At 74.2% G+C, this 21,722-nt stretch carries 16 protein-coding genes; all 16 read right to left on the bottom strand.

All coding sequences use genetic code 11. The annotated features are described in order from the left end of the window. The 16 genes from H291_RS0109705 to H291_RS0109630 all read right to left on the bottom strand — a co-directional run bounded on the left by H291_RS0109705 (position 1) and on the right by H291_RS0109630 (position 21,545). The gene (locus H291_RS0109705) at positions 1-1,104 is read right to left on the bottom strand and encodes an ABC transporter substrate-binding protein (protein WP_020014796.1); all 1,104 of its coding nucleotides are present in this window, start codon (positions 1,102-1,104) and stop codon (positions 1-3) included. After that, positions 1,101-1,865, bottom strand: coding sequence for an amino acid ABC transporter ATP-binding protein (locus H291_RS0109700; RefSeq protein ID WP_020014795.1), 765 nt, complete (start codon positions 1,863-1,865; stop codon positions 1,101-1,103). The genes H291_RS0109705 and H291_RS0109700 overlap by 4 nt, the downstream gene beginning before the upstream one ends. Continuing rightward, on the bottom strand, positions 1,862-2,968 hold the full coding sequence (locus H291_RS29390) for an amino acid ABC transporter permease (protein WP_020014794.1): 1,107 nt from the start codon (positions 2,966-2,968) through the stop codon (positions 1,862-1,864). Before H291_RS29390 ends, H291_RS0109700 begins: the two co-directional genes overlap by 4 nt. Further along, positions 2,965-3,576, bottom strand: a complete 612-nt coding sequence (locus H291_RS0109690; RefSeq protein ID WP_020014793.1) for a GNAT family N-acetyltransferase — start codon at positions 3,574-3,576, stop codon at positions 2,965-2,967. The genes H291_RS29390 and H291_RS0109690 overlap by 4 nt, the downstream gene beginning before the upstream one ends. Next, a complete protein-coding gene (locus tag H291_RS29385; RefSeq protein ID WP_020014792.1) occupies positions 3,573-4,523 on the bottom strand; it encodes a DUF1684 domain-containing protein in 951 nt (316 codons plus the stop codon). The genes H291_RS0109690 and H291_RS29385 overlap by 4 nt, the downstream gene beginning before the upstream one ends. After that, positions 4,520-6,358 carry a dipeptide ABC transporter ATP-binding protein gene (locus H291_RS0109680; RefSeq protein ID WP_020014791.1) on the bottom strand — a complete coding sequence of 613 codons (1,839 nt, stop codon included), beginning with the start codon at positions 6,356-6,358 and terminating at the stop codon, positions 4,520-4,522. Before H291_RS0109680 ends, H291_RS29385 begins: the two co-directional genes overlap by 4 nt. After that, positions 6,355-7,170, bottom strand: coding sequence for an ABC transporter permease (locus H291_RS0109675; protein WP_020014790.1), 816 nt, complete (start codon positions 7,168-7,170; stop codon positions 6,355-6,357). The genes H291_RS0109680 and H291_RS0109675 overlap by 4 nt, the downstream gene beginning before the upstream one ends. Next, positions 7,167-8,132, bottom strand: coding sequence for an ABC transporter permease (locus H291_RS0109670; RefSeq protein WP_020014789.1), 966 nt, complete (start codon positions 8,130-8,132; stop codon positions 7,167-7,169). Before H291_RS0109670 ends, H291_RS0109675 begins: the two co-directional genes overlap by 4 nt. Further along, complete coding sequence (locus H291_RS0109665; RefSeq protein WP_020014788.1) at positions 8,132-9,820, bottom strand: ABC transporter substrate-binding protein; 1,689 nt, start codon at positions 9,818-9,820, stop codon at positions 8,132-8,134. Before H291_RS0109665 ends, H291_RS0109670 begins: the two co-directional genes overlap by 1 nt. Before the next feature lie 496 nt (positions 9,821-10,316). After that, positions 10,317-11,327: a gluconeogenesis factor YvcK family protein gene (locus H291_RS0109660; RefSeq protein ID WP_051109403.1), complete on the bottom strand. Its 1,011-nt coding sequence runs from the start codon at positions 11,325-11,327 to the stop codon at positions 10,317-10,319. After that, positions 11,324-12,262: an RNase adapter RapZ gene (rapZ, locus tag H291_RS0109655; protein ID WP_020014786.1), complete on the bottom strand. Its 939-nt coding sequence runs from the start codon at positions 12,260-12,262 to the stop codon at positions 11,324-11,326. The genes H291_RS0109660 and rapZ overlap by 4 nt, the downstream gene beginning before the upstream one ends. A 19-nt stretch (positions 12,263-12,281) precedes the next feature. Then, the gene (uvrC, locus tag H291_RS0109650) at positions 12,282-14,261 is read right to left on the bottom strand and encodes an excinuclease ABC subunit UvrC (RefSeq protein ID WP_020014785.1); all 1,980 of its coding nucleotides are present in this window, start codon (positions 14,259-14,261) and stop codon (positions 12,282-12,284) included. Between the two features lie 43 nt (positions 14,262-14,304). Then, positions 14,305-15,042: a hypothetical protein gene (locus H291_RS0109645; protein ID WP_157236795.1), complete on the bottom strand. Its 738-nt coding sequence runs from the start codon at positions 15,040-15,042 to the stop codon at positions 14,305-14,307. 125 nt (positions 15,043-15,167) lie between these two features. Continuing rightward, positions 15,168-15,656 (bottom strand): OsmC family protein, encoded by a 489-nt coding sequence (locus tag H291_RS0109640; RefSeq protein WP_026365586.1) that lies wholly within the window; start codon positions 15,654-15,656, stop codon positions 15,168-15,170. Positions 15,657-15,722: 66 nt separating this feature from the next. After that, positions 15,723-18,668: an excinuclease ABC subunit UvrA gene (gene uvrA, locus H291_RS0109635; RefSeq protein WP_020014782.1), complete on the bottom strand. Its 2,946-nt coding sequence runs from the start codon at positions 18,666-18,668 to the stop codon at positions 15,723-15,725. Positions 18,669-18,749: 81 nt separating this feature from the next. After that, a complete protein-coding gene (locus H291_RS0109630) occupies positions 18,750-21,545 on the bottom strand; it encodes a tetratricopeptide repeat protein (protein WP_157236794.1) in 2,796 nt (931 codons plus the stop codon). Positions 21,546-21,722: the final 177 nt, after the last annotated feature.

Raw genomic sequence — 21,722 nt, 5'->3', positions numbered from 1 at the left:
TCACTCCTCCGTCTTGGGCAGGCCGGGCGGGTTGGTCTCGGCGCGGTCCACGGCCTCGACCTCGAGGCCCCAGCGCTCCAGCACCTGCTGGTAGGAGCCGTCCTCGATGGCGTGGTTGAGGGCGGCGGTGACCGCGTCGGCGGCGTCGGCGCCCTTCTTGGTGGCCACGGCGATCTGCGCGGTGTCGGGCCAGCCGCCGTTCAGGGTGCCGACCACCTTGAAGTCCTCCGGGGAGACGGCGGCCTGGTAGGCGAGCGACGCGTTGGGGCCCACGTAGGCCTCGACGCGGCCGGACTGGAGGGCGAGCAGCACGTCGGAGAGCTGCTCGTAGTACTCGGGGCCCTGGATGGGCTCCAGGCCCTCTTCCTGGTTGAGGCGGTCCCACTCGAGCAGGATCTTCTCCTGGTTGGTCCCGGAGCCGACGCCGACGATCTTGCCGGCGATGTCCTCGCGCGAGTCGATGACCAGGTCGGAGTCGGCGGCGGTGAGCCAGCCGAGCTCGTCGACGCGGTAGCTGGAGAAGTCGATGGTCTCCTTGCGCTCCTCGGTGACGGTGACGTTGGAGATGACGGCGTCGACGTCGCCGGACTGGAGGGCGAGCGGCCAGTCGGCCCAGGCCTTGACCTCCAGGTTCAGGTCCTTGCCGAGGGCGTCGGCGACGAGCTGGGCGATGTCGGTCTCGTGGCCGATCGGGGTCTTGTCGTCGTCGGCGAGGAAGACCAGGGGCGGGGCGCCGCCGCCGCTGACGGCGACGGTGATCTCGTCCTTGTCGGCCCACTCGTCGGGCAGCAGGGCCACGGCGTCAGCGGACTCGGTGCTGCGGATGCGGTCCTGGTCGGGGCTGGTGCTGACCTGGAGGCCGGCGGACTGGGGTGCGTTCCCGGCGAGGCCGGCGGCCTCCTCGGTCTCGGGGCGCTCGGTGCTGGCGGCCGAGCAGGCGGCGGTCAGGGCGAGCAGCGGCGCGGCGGTCAGGGCGAGCAGGCGGCGGGTGGCGCGTCGGGAGACGGTCACGGTGGTTCCCTTCGGGGCGGGGGTCGGTGCGGGGTTCAGGCGGTGGTCGAGGGTCGGGGTGAGGGCCAGGTTCAGGTGGAGGTCGAGGGTCACAGGACCTTCTCCAGGAAGGCCTGGGTCCGGGGGTTGACGGGGTGGTCGAGCACGTCGGCGGGCGGCCCCTGCTCGACGACGACGCCCTCGTCCATGAAGACGACGGTGTCCGCGATCTCGCGGGCGAAACCGACCTCGTGGGTGACGACGACGAGGGTGGTGCCGGTGCCGGCGAGCTCCTTGATGACGCCGAGCACCTCGCCGACGAGCTCGGGGTCCAGGGCGGACGTCGGCTCGTCGAACAGGACGACGGCGGGGCGCAGGGCGAGCGCGCGGGCGATGGCGACGCGCTGCTGCTGGCCGCCGGAGAGCTGCCGGGGCCGGTCGTCGGCCCGGTCGGCGAGCCCGACCCGGGCCAGGAGCTCGCGGGCCTCCGCCTCGGCCTCGGTGCGTGGCCTGCCCTGGGCGAAGATCGGTGCCTCGACGACGTTCTCCAGCACGGTGAGGTGCGGGAAGAGGTTGAAGTTCTGGAAGACGAACCCGATGCGGGTGCGCCGGCGCAGGATCTCCCGCTCGGTGAGCTCGCGCAGGGTGTTGCCGCGCCGGGCGTACCCGATGAGCTCGCCGTCCAGGGACACGAACCCGCGGTCCACCTTCTCCAGGTGGTTGATGGCGCGCAGCAGCGTCGACTTTCCCGACCCGGACGGACCGATGATCGCGGCGACCTCGCCCGGCCGGACGGTCAGGTCCACTCCGCGCAGCGCCTCCAGCAGGCCGTACGACTTGTGCACGCCCCGGATCTCCAGCAGTCCCCCGGTCATGCGGCACCTCCCTTCGGACCGGTCGGTCCGGTGGGTGTGGTGCGCGGGGCGACCCACCGCCCGACCCGGACGCGCGCGGCCAGGCCGGGCGGGACGCCGTCGGGCACGGGGGCGCCTGTGAGGCGCGAGAACCCGACCTGGAGCTCCCAGCGCACGCGCTGGACGGGCGTGGGCGGCAGGGTGCGCAGCGCGCCCTTGGCGTAGTGCCGCTCGACGTAGTACTGGACCACCGTGATGAGCGTGGTCAGGGCCAGGTACCAGATCGCGGCGACGATCAGGAGCGGCACCACCCGGCCGTTGCGGCCGTAGATGACGCTGACGATGTAGAACAGCTCGCCGTACGCCAGCACGTACACGATCGAGGTGCCCTTGAGCAGGCCGATCACCTCGTTCACGGCCGTGGGCACGATGGACCGCATGGCCTGCGGCAGGATGATGCGCCGCACCTGCCGGTGCCGCGGCAGGCCCAGGGAGGCGGCGGCCTCGTGCTGCCCCTGGTCGACGCCGAGGATGCCGGCGCGGACGATCTCCGCGCTGTAGGCCGCCTGCGACAGGCCGAGGCCCAGGATCGCGGCCCAGAACTTGTCGATCAGGTCGAGCGTGTCGAAGAACAGGAACTCCGGCCCGAACGGGATGCCCAGGCTCAGCACCGGGTACAGGTAGGCGAGGTTGTACCAGAGCAGGAGCTGCAGCAGCAGCGGCACCGACCGGAACACCCAGGTGTAGGCCCACGAGACGGCCTGCAGCAGCGGGGAACGGGACAGCCGCATCAGGGCCAGCACCGTGCCGAGCGCGAAGCCCACGACCGACGCCGTCACCGTGAGCCGCACCGTGGCCCACGCACCCTCCAGGATCGAGGGCCACGTCAGGTAGCGGGCCACGACGTCCCACTCCCAGCGGTCGTTCGTGACCAGGGACGAGACCACCATGGCCAGCAGCACGCCGACGACGGCGGTGGCCACCCAGCGGCCCGGGTGGCGGGCGGCGACCACGCGGAGGTCCTCGTCGGCGGGTCCGGCGGACGCGCCGCCGTCCCCGCCCGGCGGCAGGCCGGGCGGCGGGTACAGGAGGCGGGACTCGCCCTCGGCCAGGTTCGCGCTCATGGTGTGGCCAGCCACTTCTCGAACGGGAGCGGGCCGAACGGCTGCTCGCCCGCCGGGTCGGCGGGCTCGCCGGCGGCGGCCGCGGTGAGCGGCGTGTAGCCCGTGGACCGGTACAGCCCCGCGGCCTCCGGCTGGCGCGGGCCCGTGGTCAGGTACAGGCGCGGGTAGCCCAGGTCGCGGGCCCGGGTCTCCAGCTCGGCGAGGACGCGCCGGGCCAGGCCCCGGCGCCGGTGCGCGTCGTGGGTCCAGATGCGCTTGAGCTCGGCCGTCGGGACGACGGGGACGCCGTCCGCGTCACGTGCGTCCGGGCGCGCCAGACGGGCCGTCTCGCCGAGCTCCGGCTCCAGCCGACGGCGGAACGCGCCGCCCGCCACCGGCTCGCCGTCGGCCAGGAGCAGCACCAGGGAACCGACCGGCGGGGCGAACTCCTCGGCGGCGTAGTGCGCCATCTCGGCCCGGTGCTGCTCCTCCGTCAGCAGGTCGTGGTACCGGGCGCGGTACTCGACCGAGAGCCCGGCCAGCAGCGGCTCGACCAGCGGGTCGGACAGGTGCACGTCGCGCACCTCGATCGCGGCGTGCGCCCATGGGGACGCCGAGACGGCGGTCACCGGGGTGCCTTCTCGCCCGCGGTGACGGCGAACGGCAGGTGGTTGCCCGCCACCGGCGCGGGGCACGTGCCGAACTCGGTGAACGCGTACGGCAGGTTGATCGCGCGGTTCAGGTCCAGGCGCAGGATGCCGGGGACGCTCTCGGCCTCGACCTCGGCCGGGTCGGACGACGCCGGCACCGCGACGTGCAGGACCCGCCACGGCGCGACGCCGTCCGCCTCGTCGCTGAACAGCAGGGTGGGCGCCGCCGGGGTGCCGGTCAGCGCGAGCGTCGTCACCGTGCCGCCGTGCACGACGTCGACCTCGCCGATCACCTGGACGTGGTGCACCAGGCGCGGCTGGGCGGCGCCGACGGTCACCCGTTCGGGCGTGTCGTACCACGACACGCGGGCGTCCAGCACCCAGGCCGGGTCGTGATCGAACACGGGCACCCCGGTGAAACCGGCGCGCGTCGCCGCTCGGGGGTCCCGCGGGCGGATGCCGTACCGGCCCGTGCGCAGGACTACCTCGACGGCGACCTCGTGCTCGGGGTCGGGGGTGGCGGTGTCCTGCACGGCGTCCTGCTCGGCGTCCGGGAGAGAAGCGCCATCCGGAACGAAGGTGCCCACGACGAGCGAACGCCCCTCGTCCACGACGACCGACGTCGGCCCCTGCTCCGCCACCAGCTCGCCGCGGAGCACCGTCGTGTCCCCCGGCGCGGGCCGGGTGTGCAGGGCGCCGTCCGCGACCCACCACTCCCCCGGCAGGCCCGGCAGCGGACCGGGCTCCGCCGTCGGCCAGAGCAGCCCCGTCAGGCTCAGCCAGCCGTGGGGAGCGCGCAGGTTGTGCTCCCGCTCCGCCCGCCACGCGGCATGCTCCCGGACGGCTTCAGGGGCGGTCGCGGCGGCGGCGCTCGCGGCGTCGGGCTCGGTCGCGATATCGGTCACCGTGCGCAGTGCCTCGGTCATGTCAGGTCCTTCCGGTCGGGGTGCGCAGGGGTACGGGCACCGGGGATCGCCGCGATCAGCTCGGCGGTGTAGGGGTGGGCGGGGTGGTCGAAGACGCGTGCGACGGGCCCGGTCTCCACGAGCCGGCCGCCGCTGAGCACGCCCACGTGGTCGGCGACCTGCCGCACCACCGCGAGGTCGTGCGAGATGAACAGGTAGGTGAGGCCGCGCTCGGCGCGCAGCCGGGCCAGCAGCTCCAGCACGCGGGCCTGCACGGAGACGTCGAGCGCCGACGTCGGCTCGTCCAGCACGAGCAGCTCCGGGTCCAGGGCCAGCGCCCGCGCGATCGCCACACGCTGGCGCTGCCCGCCCGACAGCTCGGCGGGCCGTCGTCCGGCCAGGTCCGGGGAGAGGTGCACCTGCTCCAGGAGCTGCGCCACCCGGTCGCGCCGCTCGGCGCGCGTGCCGACCCGGTGCGCCCACAGCGGCTCCTCCACGACGGCGGCGACCGTGAAGCGCGGGTCCAGGGACGAGTACGGGTCCTGGTGCACGAGCTGGGTACGGCGGCGGGTCGCGCGGTCGGCGCCCACGGGCGCGCCGTCCAGCTCGACCACGCCGGCGTCCGGCCGGTCCAGCCCCAGCACGAGGCGCGCGGTGGTCGACTTGCCCGACCCCGACTCCCCCACCAGCGCGAACGCCGACCCGCGCGGCACGGTGAACGACACGTCGTCGACGGCGCGCAGCCGCTCGCGCCGCCCTAACCGGAACTCCTTGACGAGGCCGCGGACCTCGATCAGCGCGGGCGACGGCTCCACGGCGGCGGTACCGAGGGCGATCGCGCCGGCGGCCGTCGCTTCGGAGGACGTCCCGTCGGTCGTGCCCTCGTCCGGCGTCCCGGCGGCCGTCGCCGCGACGGCTGCCCCGCTCGGGGCTGCCTTTTCGCCCGTGCCGACCGTGGCCCCGGCGCCCGGCGCATACGCGCTTGGCACATTATTTCTGCCGGGTACGGTCGCGACCAGCTCCCGCGTGTACGGGTGCTCGGGCGCGCCCAGCACGCGGGCGGCCGGCCCCTGCTCGACCACGACGCCGTCCTTGAGCACGACGACGCGGTCGGCCCGGTCGGCGGCCACGGCCAGGTCGTGCGTGATGAGCAGCACCGCCGTGCCCGCGCGGCCCGTGAGGTCCGCGAGCAGGTCGAGCACCCGCCGCTGCACCGTCACGTCCAGGGCCGACGTCGGCTCGTCCGCGATCACCAGCTCCGGCTCGCACGCCATCGCGATGCCCACGAGCACGCGCTGCCGCATGCCGCCCGAGAGCTGGTGCGGGTACTGCCGCGCCCGCTCCCGGGGCCGGTCGAGCCCCACATCGGCCAGGATCTCGACCGCCCGCTCGCGGGCGGCCCGGCGCGGCGTGCCGTGCACGACGAGCGCCTCGGCCACCTGCTCCCCCACGCGCACCACGGGGTCGAGTGCGGTGCCCGGGTCCTGCGGCACCAGGCCCACCCGCACGCCGCGCACGCGCCGCCAGGCGTCCGGGAGCAGCCCGGTCAGCGCCGCCGAGCGCTGCCCCGTGCCGAGGTGCGCCGAGCCCCCGGTGACCCGGCCGCCGTCGGGCAGCAGGCCGATCAGGGCGTGGGCCGTGGTGGACTTGCCGCTGCCGGACTCGCCGACCAGCGCGACCACCTCGCCCGGCCGCACGTCCAGGTCGACGCCGTGCACCACCTCGGCGGCGCCGTACGCGACGCGCAGGCCGCGGACGCGCAGCAGAGCGTCCGACGGCGCCTGGTCGTCCGCTCCCCCGGCCGCGGCGGCGTCCGCCGTCGGGCCGGCGCCCGGAGTGCTCGTCGTCAGCGTCATCGGTCCGTCCTCGTCTCGCGGGTGAGCGCCCGCCCGAGCACGCCGACGGCGAGCACGAACAGCGCGATGACCAGGCCGGGCAGCGTCGAGTACCACCAGGCCACGGCCAGGTAGTCGCGCCCCTCGGCCACGAGCGACCCCCACTCGGGCGTGGGCGGCGTGGCGCCGTACCCGAGGAAGCTCAGGGCCGAGACCGCGAGGATCACCGCGCCGAGCTCGACGGCCGCGAGCGCCAGCACGGGCCCGGCGGCGTTGGGCAGCACGTGCCGCAGCAGCACGGCTCCCCGCCCGGCGCCGGCGAGCCGCGCGGCCTCGACGTAGGTCGCGTGCCGCACCCGCAGCACCTGGCTGCGCATCACGCGGGCGAACGTGGCGACCGAGGCGACGCCCACGGCGATCGCGACCTTGACGGTGCCGAAGCCGAGCGCGGTCACGACGGCGAGCGACAGCAGCAGGCCGGGGATGGCGAGCAGCACGTCGGTGGCGCGCATGAGGGCGTCGTCGACGGGGCCGCCGAGGAATCCGGCGAGCAGGCCGATGCCGGACCCGGCCACGAGGGCGACGCCGATCGCGAGCAGCGCGGCCCGGACGGACAGGCTGGTGCCGTGCACGGTGCGCGCGAAGAGGTCGCGGCCCAGGTGGTCGGTGCCGAACCAGTGGGCGGCGCCGGGGGCCAGGAGCTTGTCGGCGGGGACGCCGGCGATCGGGTCCTGGCCGGTGAACAGGCCGGGCACGAGCGCCCAGGCCAGGATCAGGGTGACGACCGCGAGCGCCACGAGGGCGGCGGGGCGGGTGCGCAGGACGGCGCTCATCGCGCACCTCCCCCGGCGCGGCCGTGGCCGCCGGCGAGCACCCGCGGGTCGAGCAGGGGGTGCACGAGGTCGACCAGCAGGCTGGTGCCGACGAACACCGCGGCGGCGACGACCACGAGCCCCTGGACCACGGGGATGTCCTGGGTGGTCACGGCGTTCTCGACGAGCCGGCCGAAGCCCTGGCGGGAGAAGACGGTCTCGACCACGACGGTGCCGCCCAGCAGGTTGCCGACCAGCACGCCGAGCACGGTGACGGTGGGCAGGGACCCGTTGCGGACCACGTGCGCGCCGAGCACCCGGGCCCGGCCGGAGCCCTTGGCGAACGCCGTCTCGACGTACGGCGCGCGCCACGCCTCGCGCAGGCCCTGGGACAGCACCTGCGCGACGACGGCGGCGAGCCCCACCGCGAGCGTGACCGCGGGCAGCACCAGGGAGGCAAACCCCTCGTTGCCGACCGCCGGGAAGACGAACCAGGTGAACGAGAACAGGTGGAGCAGCACGAGGCCCACCCAGAACCCGGGCACCGCGACGCCGAGCGGCGGCAGCGCGAGCAGCAGGTCGCGCAGCCAGACGGCCCGGGTCCAGGACGCGAGCACCGCGATGCCGACGCCGCCCGCCAGGCCGAGCAGGAGCGCCAGACCGGCGAGCTTGGCGGTCTCGGGGAACGCGTCCGCGATGAACCCGGTCACGGGCGCGCCGCTGCTGATGGAGGTGCCGAGGTCGCCCGTCAGCGTGCGGCCGAGCAGCGTGAGGTACTGCTGGACGGGGCCCTGGTCGAACCCGTACCGCTCGCGCAGCTCGGCCACGCGGGCCGGGTCCACGCGCTCGCCGCCGGCGCCCTGGTCGAGCATGATCGCCACGGGGTCGCTGGGCAGCAGGTACAGGATCAGGTAGGAGACGGTGAACGCCGCCCAGAGGACCGCGACGGCGCCGCCCAGGCGGCGCAGCACGTAGGCGGCCATCACTCCTGCTCGATCCAGGCGTCGTGGAAGAGCAGCCGGGAGGAGGCGTCGAACGTGACGCCGTGCACGTCGCCGCGCACCCCGATGGACTGGGCCAGCTCGAACAGCGGGACCGCGAGCGCCTGGTCCAGCAGCGCCTCCTGGGCCTCGGCGGCGATCGTCTCGCGGGTGGCCGGGTCGGCCTCGCCGAGCTGCTCGTCGAGCAGCGGGTCAACGACGTCGTCGGGCTCGCGGAGGCTGAGGTTGCGCTGGGCCGTGGAGAACTGGGTGCGCAGGATGTCGGCGTCGGCGCGCGTGACGTTGTAGTAGTAGAAGTCGTAGTCGCCGGAGTCCTGGGCGGTGGTCTGCTCGGCGGCCGTGAGCTGGCGGAGCGTCAGGTCCACGCCGACGGCGCGGAGCTGCTGGGCGACGAGCTCCAGGACGGGCCCGCTGCCGGTGAACACCGGGGTGTAGGTCACCTCGATCTCCAGCGGCTCGCCGTCCTTGACGCGGATGCCGTCGGGGCCGGGCGCCCAGCCGGCGTCGTCGAGGATGCGGCCGGCCTCCTCGGGGTCGAAGGCGAGCCGGTCGGACAGGTCCGCGTAGCCCGGGGTGGTGGAGGCGAGGATGCCGGTGGCCGGCTCGAACGCGTCGGACAGCACCGTGTCGACCAGCTCCTGCCGGTCGATCGCCACGAGCAGCGCGCGCCGTACCTCGACGTCGTCCAGGGGCGCGCGCGTCAGGTTGGGCTGCAGCACGAACGGCACGCCCGGGTTGGCGCGGGTCAGCACCGCGCCGCCGGAGCCCTCGATCTGCGGCACGTCCTGCGGCAGCACGTCGCCGACGGCGTCGAACTGGTCGGACGCGAGCCCGCCCGCCCGCACGCCGGACTCCGGGACCACGGAGAACTCGATGCGCTCCAGGTAGGCGTCGCCCTCGTGCTCGGCCGAGGCCGGCGCCCAGTCGTAGCCCTCGCGCCGGGTGACCACGGCGCCCTGGTCCTGCGTGTAGCTCTCGAGCACGAACGGCCCGGAGCCGACGACGTCGCCCTGGAGCCGCTCGGCCGGGTCCACGGCCGCCGTCTCCTCGGCGAGGATCGCGAGCGACACCGTCGAGGTGGCCTGCAGGAACTGCGCGTTCGGCTCGTCGAAGACGACGGTCGCCGTGTGCTCGTCCGGCACCTCGGTCTCCTCGTAGCCCGCGAGATAGCTCGCCGCGAGCGGCGCGGCGGCCCCGAGGTCGCCCGCGATCGCGTCGAAGCTCGCCCGGACGTCCGCGGAGTCCAGCGCGCTGCCGTCCGAGAACGTGACGCCGTCGCGCAGGTGGAACGTGAAGCGCGTCAGGTCGTCGCTGACGTCCCAGCTCTCGGCGAGCCACGGCCCGATCTCGCCCGTCTCCGGGTCCTGGTCGGTCAGCGAGTCGGCGAGCTGCCGCGCCACGTAGATGCTCACGTTGGAGCCGACCTGCTGCGGGTCCACGCCCTGCGGCGCGGCGCCGAGCGCGAACTTGAGCGTGCCGCCCGGGGTCGGCTCGGCGGGCGCGGCGTCCGAGGCGGCGCCCGACGCGGCGTCCGGTCCGGCGCAGCCGGTCAGGGCGAGGCCGGCAGCCAGGGCCGCGGCGGCGACGGCGGTGGCCCTGGTGGTGCTCGTGCGGGTCTCGGGGCTGGTCGTGGGGCTGGCGGTAGCGCGGGACGGGTGGTTCGGGACCATGCGGGTTGTCCTCTCGGGGCACGGCGAGGCGGGCCTGCGTGCGGGTGCGCGAAGGCCCGTCACCGGAGGTGACGCGGGGGGCGAGGTGGGTTCGTGCCGCGGGTGCGGCGGACGCGCGGCGAGCGCGGGTGGCGGGGCGCGCGGCGAGCGCGGGTGGCGGGGCGCGCGGGCGCCGGCCGGTGCTACCGGGGCGCGGTCAGCGGCCGGCGGGACAACAGCCGGGGACGCGACACGTCGAGCGGGCGTGCGCGATCCGCACCGTGCCGTTCATCGCTCGTGCCATGCCGGTCTCCCTCCGCTTCGATTCCCTATCGGACTGATAGGAATTCGGTGTGCGGGAAGTTACGGCCGGCCGCAGGGTGTGTCAACGGTGTCCAGGAGGGGTCTCGCATATCGGACGACGCCCCGTCCCGGGGCGCTCCGGAACGGGACGACGACGGACCGCGCACTGGCACGAGGGATCGTGCGGGCGCGCGGCCCGGGAGCCGGCGGAGGGTCAGACGTCGCCGTAGACGCCCTCGAACACGTCACGGTAGGCCGCCGCCAGGCGCAGCCCGTCGTGCCGCGCGGTGTCGTCGCCGCGGCGGACCTGCCGCATGATCACGCGCGCCCCCATGGACGCGGCGGCGGCCTCCAGGGCGGCGACGTCCTCGACGGCCGACGGGTCGGCCAGCACGGCGTCGATCCGCAGGCCGGGCGCGTGCTTGTGCAGCGCCTCCAGGTGGTCGACGGCGGTCAGGCCCTCCGTCTCGCCGTTCTCGGCGGACAGGTTGAGCGTGACGCAGCGCCGCGCCTTGGTGACGTGCAGGGCGTCCGCGAGCGCGGGCACCAGCAGGTGGACCAGCACGGACGAGTACCAGGACCCGGGGCCCAGGACCACCCAGTCGGCGTCGAGCACGGCCTGGACGGCCTCCGGCGAGGCCGGCGGGTCGGCGGGGAGCAGCCGGAGCTGCTCGATGCGGCCCTCGGTCACGGCGACCTTGCTCTGCCCGATCACCGTCTCCAGGGGCGCCTCCGGCTCGCCGGGCGCCGAGGCGTGCCGCACGTCGGCCTCGACGACGAGCGGCACCGACGCCATCGGCAGCACGCGGCCGCGGGCGCCGAGCAGGCGGCCCACCCAGTCCAGGCCCTCGACCGCGTCGCCGAGCAGCTCCCACAGGGCCACGATGAGCAGGTTGCCCATGGCGTGGTTGTCCAGCTCGCCCGTCGACGAGAAGCGGTGCTGCAGCATCGCGCTCCAGGTGCGGCCCCACTCGGAGTCGTCGCACAGGGCCGCGAGCGCCATCCGCAGGTCGCCCGGCGGCAGCACGTCGAGCTCGTCGCGCAGGCGGCCGGACGAGCCGCCGTCGTCGGCCACCGTCACCACCGCGGTGAGACGGTCCGACATGAGGCGCAGCGCGGACAGGCTGGCGGACAGGCCGTGGCCGCCGCCGAGGGCGACGACCGACGGGTTCTTGCTCCACTCGGGGGCGGGGACGTCGGGCACTCCCGGCGCGTGCGGGATCATTCGCGGCCCAGATCACGCGCCGAGACGGAGACGAGCTGTCCCCGGGCGCGCAGCCGGTCGGCGATGGCGTCCGACATGGCGACGGAGCGGTGCTTGCCGCCCGTGCATCCCACGGCGATGGTCACGTAACGCTTCTCCTCGTTGAGATAGCCGGCGAGCACCGGGGCCAGGGCGTCGACGTACCGGTCCGCGAACTCCACGGCGCCCGGGCGGGCGAGCACGTAGTCGCGAACTGGCTGGTCACGCCCCGTCAGGTGCCGCAGCTCGGTGATCCAGTACGGGTTGGCCAGGAACCGTACGTCCACCACGTGGTCCGCGTCCAGAGGGATGCCGTACTTGAAGCCGAACGAGATCACGTTGATGCGCAGCTGCTCGGTCGCGTCGTGCGCGAGCCACGCCCGGATCTCCCGCGCGAGGTCGTGCACGGACAGGTCGGAGGTGTCGATCCGCAGGTCGGCGCGCTCGGCCAGGGTGGCCACCACGGAGCGCTCCTCGGCGATCCCGTCCAGGATCCGGCCGTCACCCTGCAGCGGGTGCGGGCGGCGCACCTGCTCGAAGCGGCGCACCAGCACCTCGTCGGTCGCGTCCAGGAACAGGATCCGGTACGCGACCCCGGCCTCCGACATGTGCACCAGCACCTTGTCGAGCTCCGAGAAGAACTGCCGGCCGCGCACGTCCACGACCACGGCGACGCGCTCGATGCTGGAGCCCTTGGCCATGAGGTCGACCAGGGGCACGAGCATCATGGGCGGCAGGTTGTCGACGACGTACCAGTCGAGGTCCTCCAGCACGGCGGCGGCCCGGGACCGGCCGGCGCCGGACATGCCGGTGATCACCAGGACCTGCGGCTCGCTGCGCTCGGGGGTGTGCGTGGCGGCCTCGACCGCGGCGATTCCCTCGGGGGCCGTGGTGGGCGACGGCTCGGTGTTGCTCATGGCACCAAGCATGCCAGCGTCAGGCCTTCAGGGCGGCCACGACGGCCTCCGCGGTCTTGTCCCCCATCCCCCGAACGCTGGCGATCTCCTCGACGCTCGCGGCCTTGAGCCGCTTGAGCGAGCCGAAGTGGGTCAGCAGCACCTTCTTGCGCGCCGGACCGAGCCCGGGGACGTCGTCGAGCACGGAGGCGGTCATGCCCTTGCTGCGCCGCCGGCGGTGCTGCGTGATCGCGAACCGGTGCGCCTCGTCGCGGACGCGCTGCAGCAGGTACAGACCCTCGCTGGAGCGCTGCAGGATGACGGGGTAGTCCTCGCCCGGCAGCCACACCTCCTCCAGGCGCTTGGCCAGGCCGCACAGCGCGACGTCCGTGATGCCGAGCTCGTCCAGGGCCCGCTGGGCGGCGGCGACCTGGGGCGGGCCGCCGTCGACCACCACGAGGCTGGGCGGGTAGGCGAACCGGGCCTTCTCCTCGGGGGCGTCGGCCGCGACCTCGCCGCCCGGCAGCGGGCCGGGCAGGTCGGCACCGGCCGGGTCCTCGCCCGCGGAGATCTCGACGTCGTTCGACTTGAGCCGGTCGGCGAGGTAGCGCTTGAACCGGCGCGTGATGACCTCGTGCATCGCCTCGGTGTCGTCGCGGGCGCCGTCGCCCTCCGAGCCGCGGATGCTGAACGAGCGGTACTCGCTCTTGCGGGCCAGGCCGTCCTCGAAGACCACCATGGACGCCGACTGGAAGGTGCCCTGGGTGTGCGAGATGTCGTAGCACTCGATGCGCAGGGGCGCCGAGTCCAGGTCGAGCGCCTCCTGGATCTCACGCAGCGCCTGGCTGCGGGTCGTGAGGTCGCCCGCGCGGCGCGTGCGGTGCAGCATCAGCGCGTGCTCGGCGTTCTTGCGGACCGTCTCGGCGAGCTCCTTCTTGTCGCCGCGCTGCGGCACGCGCACGTCCACGCGGGAGCCGCGCAGGCCGGTGAGCCAGGCGCCGACCTGGTCCAGGTCGGGCGGCAGCACGGGCACCAGCACCTCGCGGGGCACGGCGTCGCGCGCCTCGGGGCCGGTGGTCTCCTCCGCGGAGCCGTAGACCTGCTGCAGCAGGTGCTCCACGAGCTCGCCGTCGCTGATGTCCTCGACCTTCTCGACCACCCAGCCGCGCTGGCCACGGATGCGGCCGCCACGCACGTGGAACACCTGGACAGCGGCCTCGAGCTCGTCGCCGACCAGCGCGAACACGTCGGCGTCGGTGGCGTCGCCCAGCACCACGGCGTTCTTCTCCGTGGCGCGGCGCAGGGCCTCGATGTCGTCGCGCAGACGGGCGGCCTGCTCGTACTCCATCTCGGCGGCGGCCTCCTGCATGCGCTTGGTCAGCCGGCGCTCGAACTTGGCGGTGTCGCCCGCCATGAAGTCGCAGAAGTCCAGCACGAGCGCCCGGTGGTCCTCGACGCTGATGCGGCCAACGCACGGCGCGGAGCACTTGTCGATGTACCCGAGCAGGCACGGCCGCCCCGACTGGCCCGCGCGCTTGTAGACGCCGGCCGAGCAGGTGCGGATCGGGAACACCCGCAGCAGCAGGTCGAGGGTCTCCCGGATGGCCCAGGCGTGCCCATACGGGCCGAAGTACCGCGTGCCCTTGCGCTTGGCGCCGCGCAGCACCTGGGCGCGCGGCACCTCCTCACCCAGGGTGACGGCGAGGTACGGGTAGGACTTGTCGTCCCGGTACTTCACGTTGAACCGCGGGTCGTACTGCTGGATCCAGGTGAACTCCAGGGCGAGCGCCTCGACCTCGGTGCCCACCACCGTCCACTCCACCGACGCCGCGGTGGTCACCATCCGCTGCGTGCGCTCGTGCAGGTGCGCGACGTCCTGGAAGTAGTTGGCCAGGCGCTGGCGCAGGTTCTTCGCCTTGCCGACGTAGATGACCCGGCCGTGCTCGTCGCGGAACCGGTAGACACCGGGCGACGTCGGGATCTCTCCCGGCTTGGGTCGATAGGTTGCTGGATCCGCCATGGCACAAACCTATGCGCTGCCACTGACAACGTGGGCGCGCGGCTCAGCGCTCGACGATGCCGTCCTCGGTGACGGAGACGTCCACCGGGTCGCTCAGCACGAACTGGCGCGGGTTGCTTCCCGGGTCGACCTCGACGAAGGCCCGCACCTCGTAGTCGCCCTCGGGCAGCTCGGTCTCGTACGTCGCCATCCCCCCGGTCTCGGGGCCCGGCACGCAGTGCGACAGGAGGCCGGCCACCGCGTCGAGCCGCTCGCCGCCCGCGGTCTCCACGGGCGCGGCGTCGGCCAGGGCCGGCAGCTCGACCACGACGCCGCCCTGCGTCCAGACCGTCGCCGGCGGGCTGACGTGCACCGCGCCCGCGGGCCCGGTCAGCGTCACGGGCAGGAACCGGTCGCCGTTGTGCGACGGCTCGCCGCCGGAGGTGTCCGTCAGCTCGCCCGCGACCTCGAGCGCCCGGTCGTCACTGGTCGACGCCAGGTCCGCGGCGGGCATGCCGCACGACCAGTCCGTCCCCTCGAACCAGGGCGGCTGGTAGCCGTCCTCGTAGGGCGCGTCCGCGCCGCCGGACCCGCCGTCGCCGGTGGGCTCGCCGCCCGGCCCGGGCTCGCCCGTGGAAGGCTCGCCCGACGGCGACGCCTGGCCGGTCGGCTCCGCGCTCGGGGTCGCGGGCGCGCTGGTCTCCGCCTCCTGCGGCGGGTCGGCCTGGCAGGCCGTCGTCGCGATCAGCGCGGCACCCACCACCACCGCCGCCGCCAGCCGGGACATCCGTGTCGTACGCATGGCTGCTCCTCGTCCGGGCACCCCAGCGGCGCCCGTCATGACCTGTGACGCGCGGGCACCAAGGACCGTTGCCCCGGGGCCCGTCGGGCAGGACCGGTCAGGCCGGACCGGTCACGCCGGACCGGTCACGCCGCGCCGACGGCGAGCGGCACCGGCGCCACGTGCACCGGGAAGTTCACCGACCGCGAGATGAAGCACATCGCGTGCGCCTTGTGGTGCAGGGCGGCCACGTGCTCGTCGGTGGCGAGCTCGCCAGCGTCCGCCACGACGCGCGGGTGCAGCGTCACGTCGGTGAACGCACCCTCGCCCCGCGACTCCACGCGCATGGTGCCGGTCGCCGCGTCCGTGTACTCGCGCACGATCAGGCCGGACTCCGCCGCCAGGTGCAGGAACCACAGCATGTGGCACTGGCTCAGGCTGACGACGAATAGCTCCTCGGGGTTGTACCGGCCCGGGTCGCCCCGGAACGCCGGGTCCGCCGAGCCCAGCAGGGGCGGCTTGTGGGCCAGGTCGATCTCGTGGTCGCGCGAGTACGCGGTGTACGAGGACGTACCCGTGTCCCCCGCGCCGGTCCACCGCACCGTCACGGCGTAGTCATGCGTGGCTCCGCTCATGGACTCACCCTAGGGTGCGCCCGGCCCGCAGGCCATCACTTCGCCCCGCACGACACGCCGCGAGTCTCAGGCCGAGGCGGCCGCCTTGGCCCGGGTGGTCTTCCGGGCCGCGGTCTTGCGCTTGGCCGCCCCGTTCGTCGGGGGCAGCACCGGCACCTCGCCCGCCCGCGCGTGGCCGTCCAGGATCTCCGCGAGGTAGGTGCCCGTGTGGCTCTCCGGCACCTCCGCGACGACCTCGGGCGTGCCCTGCGCGACGACGTTGCCGCCGCCGCTACCGCCCTCCGGGCCCATGTCGATGACCCAGTCGGCGTTCTTGATGACGTCGAGGTTGTGCTCGATGACGATGACCGTGTTGCCCTTGTCGGCCAGCGACTGGAGCACGCCGAGCAGGCGGCGGACGTCCTCGAAGTGCAGGCCCGTCGTCGGCTCGTCCAGGACGTACGCCGACCGGCCCGAGGACCGCTTCTGCAGCTCCGCCGCGAGCTTGACGCGCTGCGCCTCGCCGCCCGACAGCGTGGGCGCCGGCTGGCCGAGCCGCACGTAGCCGAGGCCGACGTCGACCAGCGTGGACAGGTGCCGCGAGATGGCCGGGAACGCCTTGAAGAAGTCCGCGGCCTCCTCGATCGGCATGTCGAGCACGTCGGCGACCGTCTTGCCCTTGAAGTGCACCTCGAGCGTCTCGCGGTTGTACCGCGCGCCGTGGCACACCTCGCACGGCACGTACACGTCGGGGAGGAAGTTCATCTCGATCTTGATCGTGCCGTCGCCCGCGCACGCCTCGCAGCGCCCACCCTTGACGTTGAACGAGAAGCGGCCGGGGCCGTAGCCGCGCACCTTGGCCTCCTCGGTCTCCGCGAAGATCTTGCGGATCCGGTCCCAGACGCCGGTGTAGGTGGCCGGGTTGGACCGCGGCGTGCGGCCGATCGGCCCCTGGTCCACGTGGACCACCTTGTCGAGCTGGTCCAGGCCCGTCACGCGCTTGTGCCGACCGGCCACCCGGCGGGCGCCGTTGAGCTGGTTGGCCATGACCGTGTACAGGATCGAGTTCACGAGCGTCGACTTGCCCGAGCCCGAGACGCCCGACACCACGGTCAGCACGCCCAGCGGGAACGACACGTCGACGTCGCGCAGGTTGTTCTCGTGCGCGCCCACGACCGTGACCTGCCGCTTGGAGTCGACGGGCCGGCGCTCGGCCGGCACGGGAATCGAGCGGCGTCCGGCGAGGTACGCGCCCGTGAGCGAGTCCTGCTGCTCCAGCAGCCCGGCGTAGTCGCCCGAGTGGATGACGACACCGCCGTGCTCGCCCGCGCCCGGGCCGATGTCGACGATCCAGTCGGCCGCGCGGATCGTGTCCTCGTCGTGCTCGACCACGATCAGCGTGTTGCCCAGGTCCCGCAGGCGGGTGAGCGTGTCGATGAGCCGGCGGTTGTCGCGCTGGTGCAGGCCGATCGACGGCTCGTCCAGCACGTACAGCACGCCGACCAGGCCGGAGCCGATCTGGGTCGCGAGCCGGATGCGCTGCGCCTCGCCGCCGGACAGCGTGCCCGCGGGCCGCTCCAGCGTCAGGTAGTGCAGCCCGACGTCGAGCAGGAAGCCGAGGCGCGCGTGGATCTCCTTGAGCACCTCGGTGGCGATCTGCGCCTCGCGCACGCCGAGCTCGATGCCCTTGAGGAACTCGGCGGCCTCGCCCACCGGGAGCCGGCAGACGTCGGCGATGGACAGGCCGTCCACCTTGACCGCGAGCACCTCGGGCTTGAGCCGCGCGCCGCCGCAGGTCGGGCACGGGACCTCACGCATGTAGGCCTCGTACTTCTCCTTGGACCAGTCGGAGTCCGTCTCGCGGTGCCGCCGCTCCAGGAACGTCACGGCGCCCTCGAACCCGGTCGAGTACTGCCGCTCGCGGCCCCACCGGTTCTTGTACTTGACGTGCACCTTGTGGTCGCGCCCGTGCAGGATCGCCTCCCGGGCCCGCGCCGGCAGCGCGCGCCACGGCACGTCCATGGAGAACTTCATCTCCTCGGCGAGCGCGGAGAGCACCCGCTCGAAGTACTCCGACGACGTCTGCGCCCACGGGGCGACGGCGCCGCCGCGCAGCGTCTGCTCGTCGTCCGGCACGATCAGGTCGGGGTCGACCTCCAGGCGGAAGCCGATGCCGGTGCACTCGGGGCACGCGCCGTAGGGCGCGTTGAACGAGAAGGTGCGCGGCTCGATCTCGTCGAGCGCCAGCGGGTGCTCGTTGGGGCACGCGCGCTTCTCGGAGAACTTGCGGGTGCGCGTGGTGTCGTCGATGTCTGCGTCCACCAGCTCGATCATCACGAGGCCGCCCGCCAGCGCGAGCGCGGTCTCCACCGAGTCGGTGAGCCGACGCTGCACGCCCTCGCGCGCCACGAGCCGGTCCACGACCACCTCGATGTCGTGCTTGAGCTTCTTCTCCAGCGTGGGCGGGTCGGTCAGCTGCACGACCTCGCCGTCGACCCGGGCGCGCGAGAAGCCCTTGGCCTGCAGCTCCTTGAACAGGTCCGCGTACTCGCCCTTGCGGCCGCGCACGACGGGCGCCAGGACCTGGTAGCGGGTGCCCTCGGGCAGCTCCAGGATCTGGTCCACGATCTGCTGCGGCGTCTGCGACTGGACCTTCTCCCCGCACACGGGGCAGAACTGTGTGCCCGCGCGGGCGTACAGCAGGCGCAGGTAGTCGTAGACCTCGGTGATGGTGCCCACCGTGGAGCGCGGGTTGCGGTTGGTCGACTTCTGGTCGATCGACACCGCGGGCGACAGGCCCTCGATGAAGTCGACGTCAGGCTTGTCCATCTGGCCAAGGAACTGGCGGGCGTAGGCAGACAGGGACTCGACGTACCGGCGCTGACCCTCGGCGAAGATCGTGTCGAACGCGAGCGACGACTTACCCGAACCCGACAGCCCGGTGAAGACGATCAGACGGTCCCTGGGGAGGTCCAGATCGACGTTCTTGAGGTTGTGCTCACGGGCACCGGAGACGACGAGACGATTGCTCACAGAGGCATCCTAGGGCGCGCCACCGACATTCGCACGCCTGTTCTATGGATCACACTGGCAGACTCGTCACACCCGCGTCGTTCAGCGGATCGCGCGGCCCTCGACGGGGCCCGTCCGGCGCACGCGAGCCTGCAGGTCCAGGGCTCGCAGGAGGTCCTGCTCGTGGGCGTAGGAGCCGTCGACGAGCCGCCGGCGGACCGCGACGACCTCCTGCGCGTACTCCGCCGCCGGGTCCGTCATCCCGAGGTCGAGGTGCACGGAGACGAGGTTCGTCAGCGCGGCCGCGAGCCCCGGCAGGTGCACGTCGGGGCTGCGGCGGGCGAGCTCGCGGCGCAGGCGCACGGCCTCCGTCGTCGGCTCCACGCCCTCCTTCAGGCGGCCGGCGTCGATGAGGGCCGCGCCGAGGTTGAGGAGCGCGTTCGCCAGGGCGGGCTCGAAGCGGCCGGGGTCCTCCCCCGCGAGCCGGCGGAGCCGCTCCACGGCCTCCTTGGTGGGCGCCACGGCGTCGGCGGCCCGGCCGAGCTCGGCGTAGAGCACGCCCAGGTTGGACAGCGAGTGCGCCAGGTGCTCCTCGCCCGGCTGGCCCTCCTCCGCGAGGCCGCGCCGGATCGCCACGGCCTCCTGCTCCAGCGGCAGCGCCTCCTCCGGCTCACCGGCCCGCGAGTGCGTGACCGCGAGGTTGGAGAGGGACGCCGCGAGCATCCGGCGGTACCGCGCCGGGTGCTCGCGGGCGAGGCGACGGCGCAGCAGCACGGCCTCCCGCTCGAGCGAGACGGCCTCGTCCAGGTCGCCCAGGCGCGACTTGACCGCGCCGAGCGAGGCGAGCGTGTAGGCGAGCGTCCAGGTGTGCGTGGCGGGGTTCTCCCGGACCAGCTCGCGCCGGACGGCGGCGGCCTCGGTGAGCGGCTCCACGGCCTCCCGGTCCCGGCCCAGCGCCGCGTAGGCGTTGGCCAGGTTGGTCAGCGCGAACCCGAGCTCGTTGCGGTGCCGCTGCGGAGCCTCCAGCACCATCCGGCGGCTGAGCTCGACGGCCTCCAGCGCGAACGGCACCGCCTGCTGCGGCCGGCTCTCGGTGAGCGTCACCGACCGGTTGGACAACGCGGTGGTCAGGAACACCGACCACTGCCGCGGGTCGCGCTCGACCAGGTTGCGCAGGATCGGGAGCAGCTCGGCGAAGGTGTCGTCCTCCTCCTGGATCGTGCCCGTGTCGTTCTGCACCACGTTGAGGCTGATCAGCACGCGCGCCATCTCGGCCTCGCACCACGACCGGTCGCGCTCGGGGGCGGCCCGGACCAGCTCGAGGGCCTCCCGGTGCGCGGCCAGCGCGGCCTGCGTGTGCCCGGCCCGCCAGCGCGCGCTGCCCATGGCGTTGATCGCCGAGACCAGCGCGGTGCGGTAGCGGTCCGGGTCGCCGGCGGCGATGCGCCGCCAGGCCTCGACGCCCGCGTCCAGCACGTCCAGCGACTCCGTCACCCGCGCGACGTCCCGCAGCGCGGTACCGAGGTCGACCAGCGCCTCCGCGCGGCCGACGGCGTCCCTGGCCACCTCGACCAGCCGCTCGCCCCGGTGCACGTCGTCGACCGAGGCGTCGATCACGGCGCGCCGCTTGAGCAGGAACGCGGCCCGCAGCGTGCGCGGGTCGTCCCCGGCGGAGTCGGTGGCCCGGCGCAGGAGCTCGCCGGCCAGCGCGGTGGCGGCCGGCACCTCGGACAGCTCGACCTCCAGCCGCCGGGCGACGCGCACCACCCGCAGGGCGCTCCTGCGCGACAGGCCCCACGTGCACGAGCCGACAAGGGAGACCGAGCGGCCGAGCCGGTCGGTGAGGAGCAGGTCGCCGAGCCGGTCCGGCCCGGCGGGGCTCGGCCCGAGCTCCGCCACGACGGTGGGCAGGCCCAGCAGCCAGCGTGCGCCCACGCGGGCGGGCACGCCGGGCACCACCCGGCGCAGCACGTCGCGCGCGCCCGCGGCGTCGTCCACCCCGAGCAGGCAGGCCGCCGCGACGACGTCCTGGACCTCGTCCAGGCTCAGCTCCAGGCCCGCCTCCCGGGCCGACCTGGCCCACGAGTCCGCGGCCGCCGTCAGGAGCCCGCGCACCGGGCTGGGCTGGTCCGCGGGGAGCGGCACGCCCGTCCCCGCGAGGGCGGCGAGCGCAGCGGCGGCGTGCAGGTCGACCACGCGGTTGCCGCGGTCCGGCTCCTGGGCGGGCACGACGCCGGGGCCCGGGTCCTGGACGCCGAGGTGCCCGGCGAACGCGGCGAGCGCGGCCTCCAGCACGGCGGCGTCGGGCAGGTCGTGGGACAGCGGCAGGTCCAGGGCCGTCTGCGTGGCGTCGCCGCGCTCGAGCCGGGCCCACAGCGTGGAGCTCCAGCGCAGCCGGCGCAGCCACTCCCCGGCGACGCGGGCGAGCAGGAGCACGCGGGTGCGGCCGCGGGCGGGGCGGGCGAGAACGTCGAGCAGCGCGCCCAGGCCGAGCCGGGTGGCGGCGTCGTCGATCACGAACAGGACGTCACCCTGCGGGCGTGCGCGGACCGTGGCGACCTCGCGGCCGATCGGCACCGGGACGACGGTCCAGCCGGCCTGGCCCAGCCGGTCGCCGAACTCGCTCGCGAGCCGCGTCTTGCCGAATCCGGCGGGGGCGACGACGAGGCGCAGCCTGACGGGGGCGTCGGTGTCGGCCCACCGGCCGAGGTCGTCGAGCTCCTGCTCGCGGCCCATGAACGGGACGACCGCGCGGGCCGGGTCGAGCAGCACGGCCGGCCACCGGGCGCCGTCGCCCGGGACGGCCTGGACCGCAGCCGGGAGCGAGCCACGGCCTACCGCCGAACGGGCGGCCCGGACCGCGGCAGCCAGCCTGGTCGAGACGTCCGAGACCACCACGATGAGCAAGTCAACCGGACGAACGTCCAGGTCTGCAAGAGGTGGGAGCAGACTCGGCCGCCCCGGTAACAAAGCGGGTGAGGACAGATCGGAGCCAGTCCGACAATGCGGGCATAAGTTGCATACCGCCCTCGATCGCGACATCCTTCCCTCGGCCGGGTGAGAACCCGGCCGCTC

The sequence above is a fragment of the Promicromonospora sukumoe 327MFSha3.1 genome (assembly GCF_000385135.1).
In the GTDB taxonomy this organism is placed as follows: domain Bacteria; phylum Actinomycetota; class Actinomycetes; order Actinomycetales; family Cellulomonadaceae; genus Promicromonospora; species Promicromonospora sukumoe_B.
The sequence above is the reverse complement of the archived record's forward strand: the minus strand, read 5'-3'. Positions and strand labels throughout refer to the sequence as shown.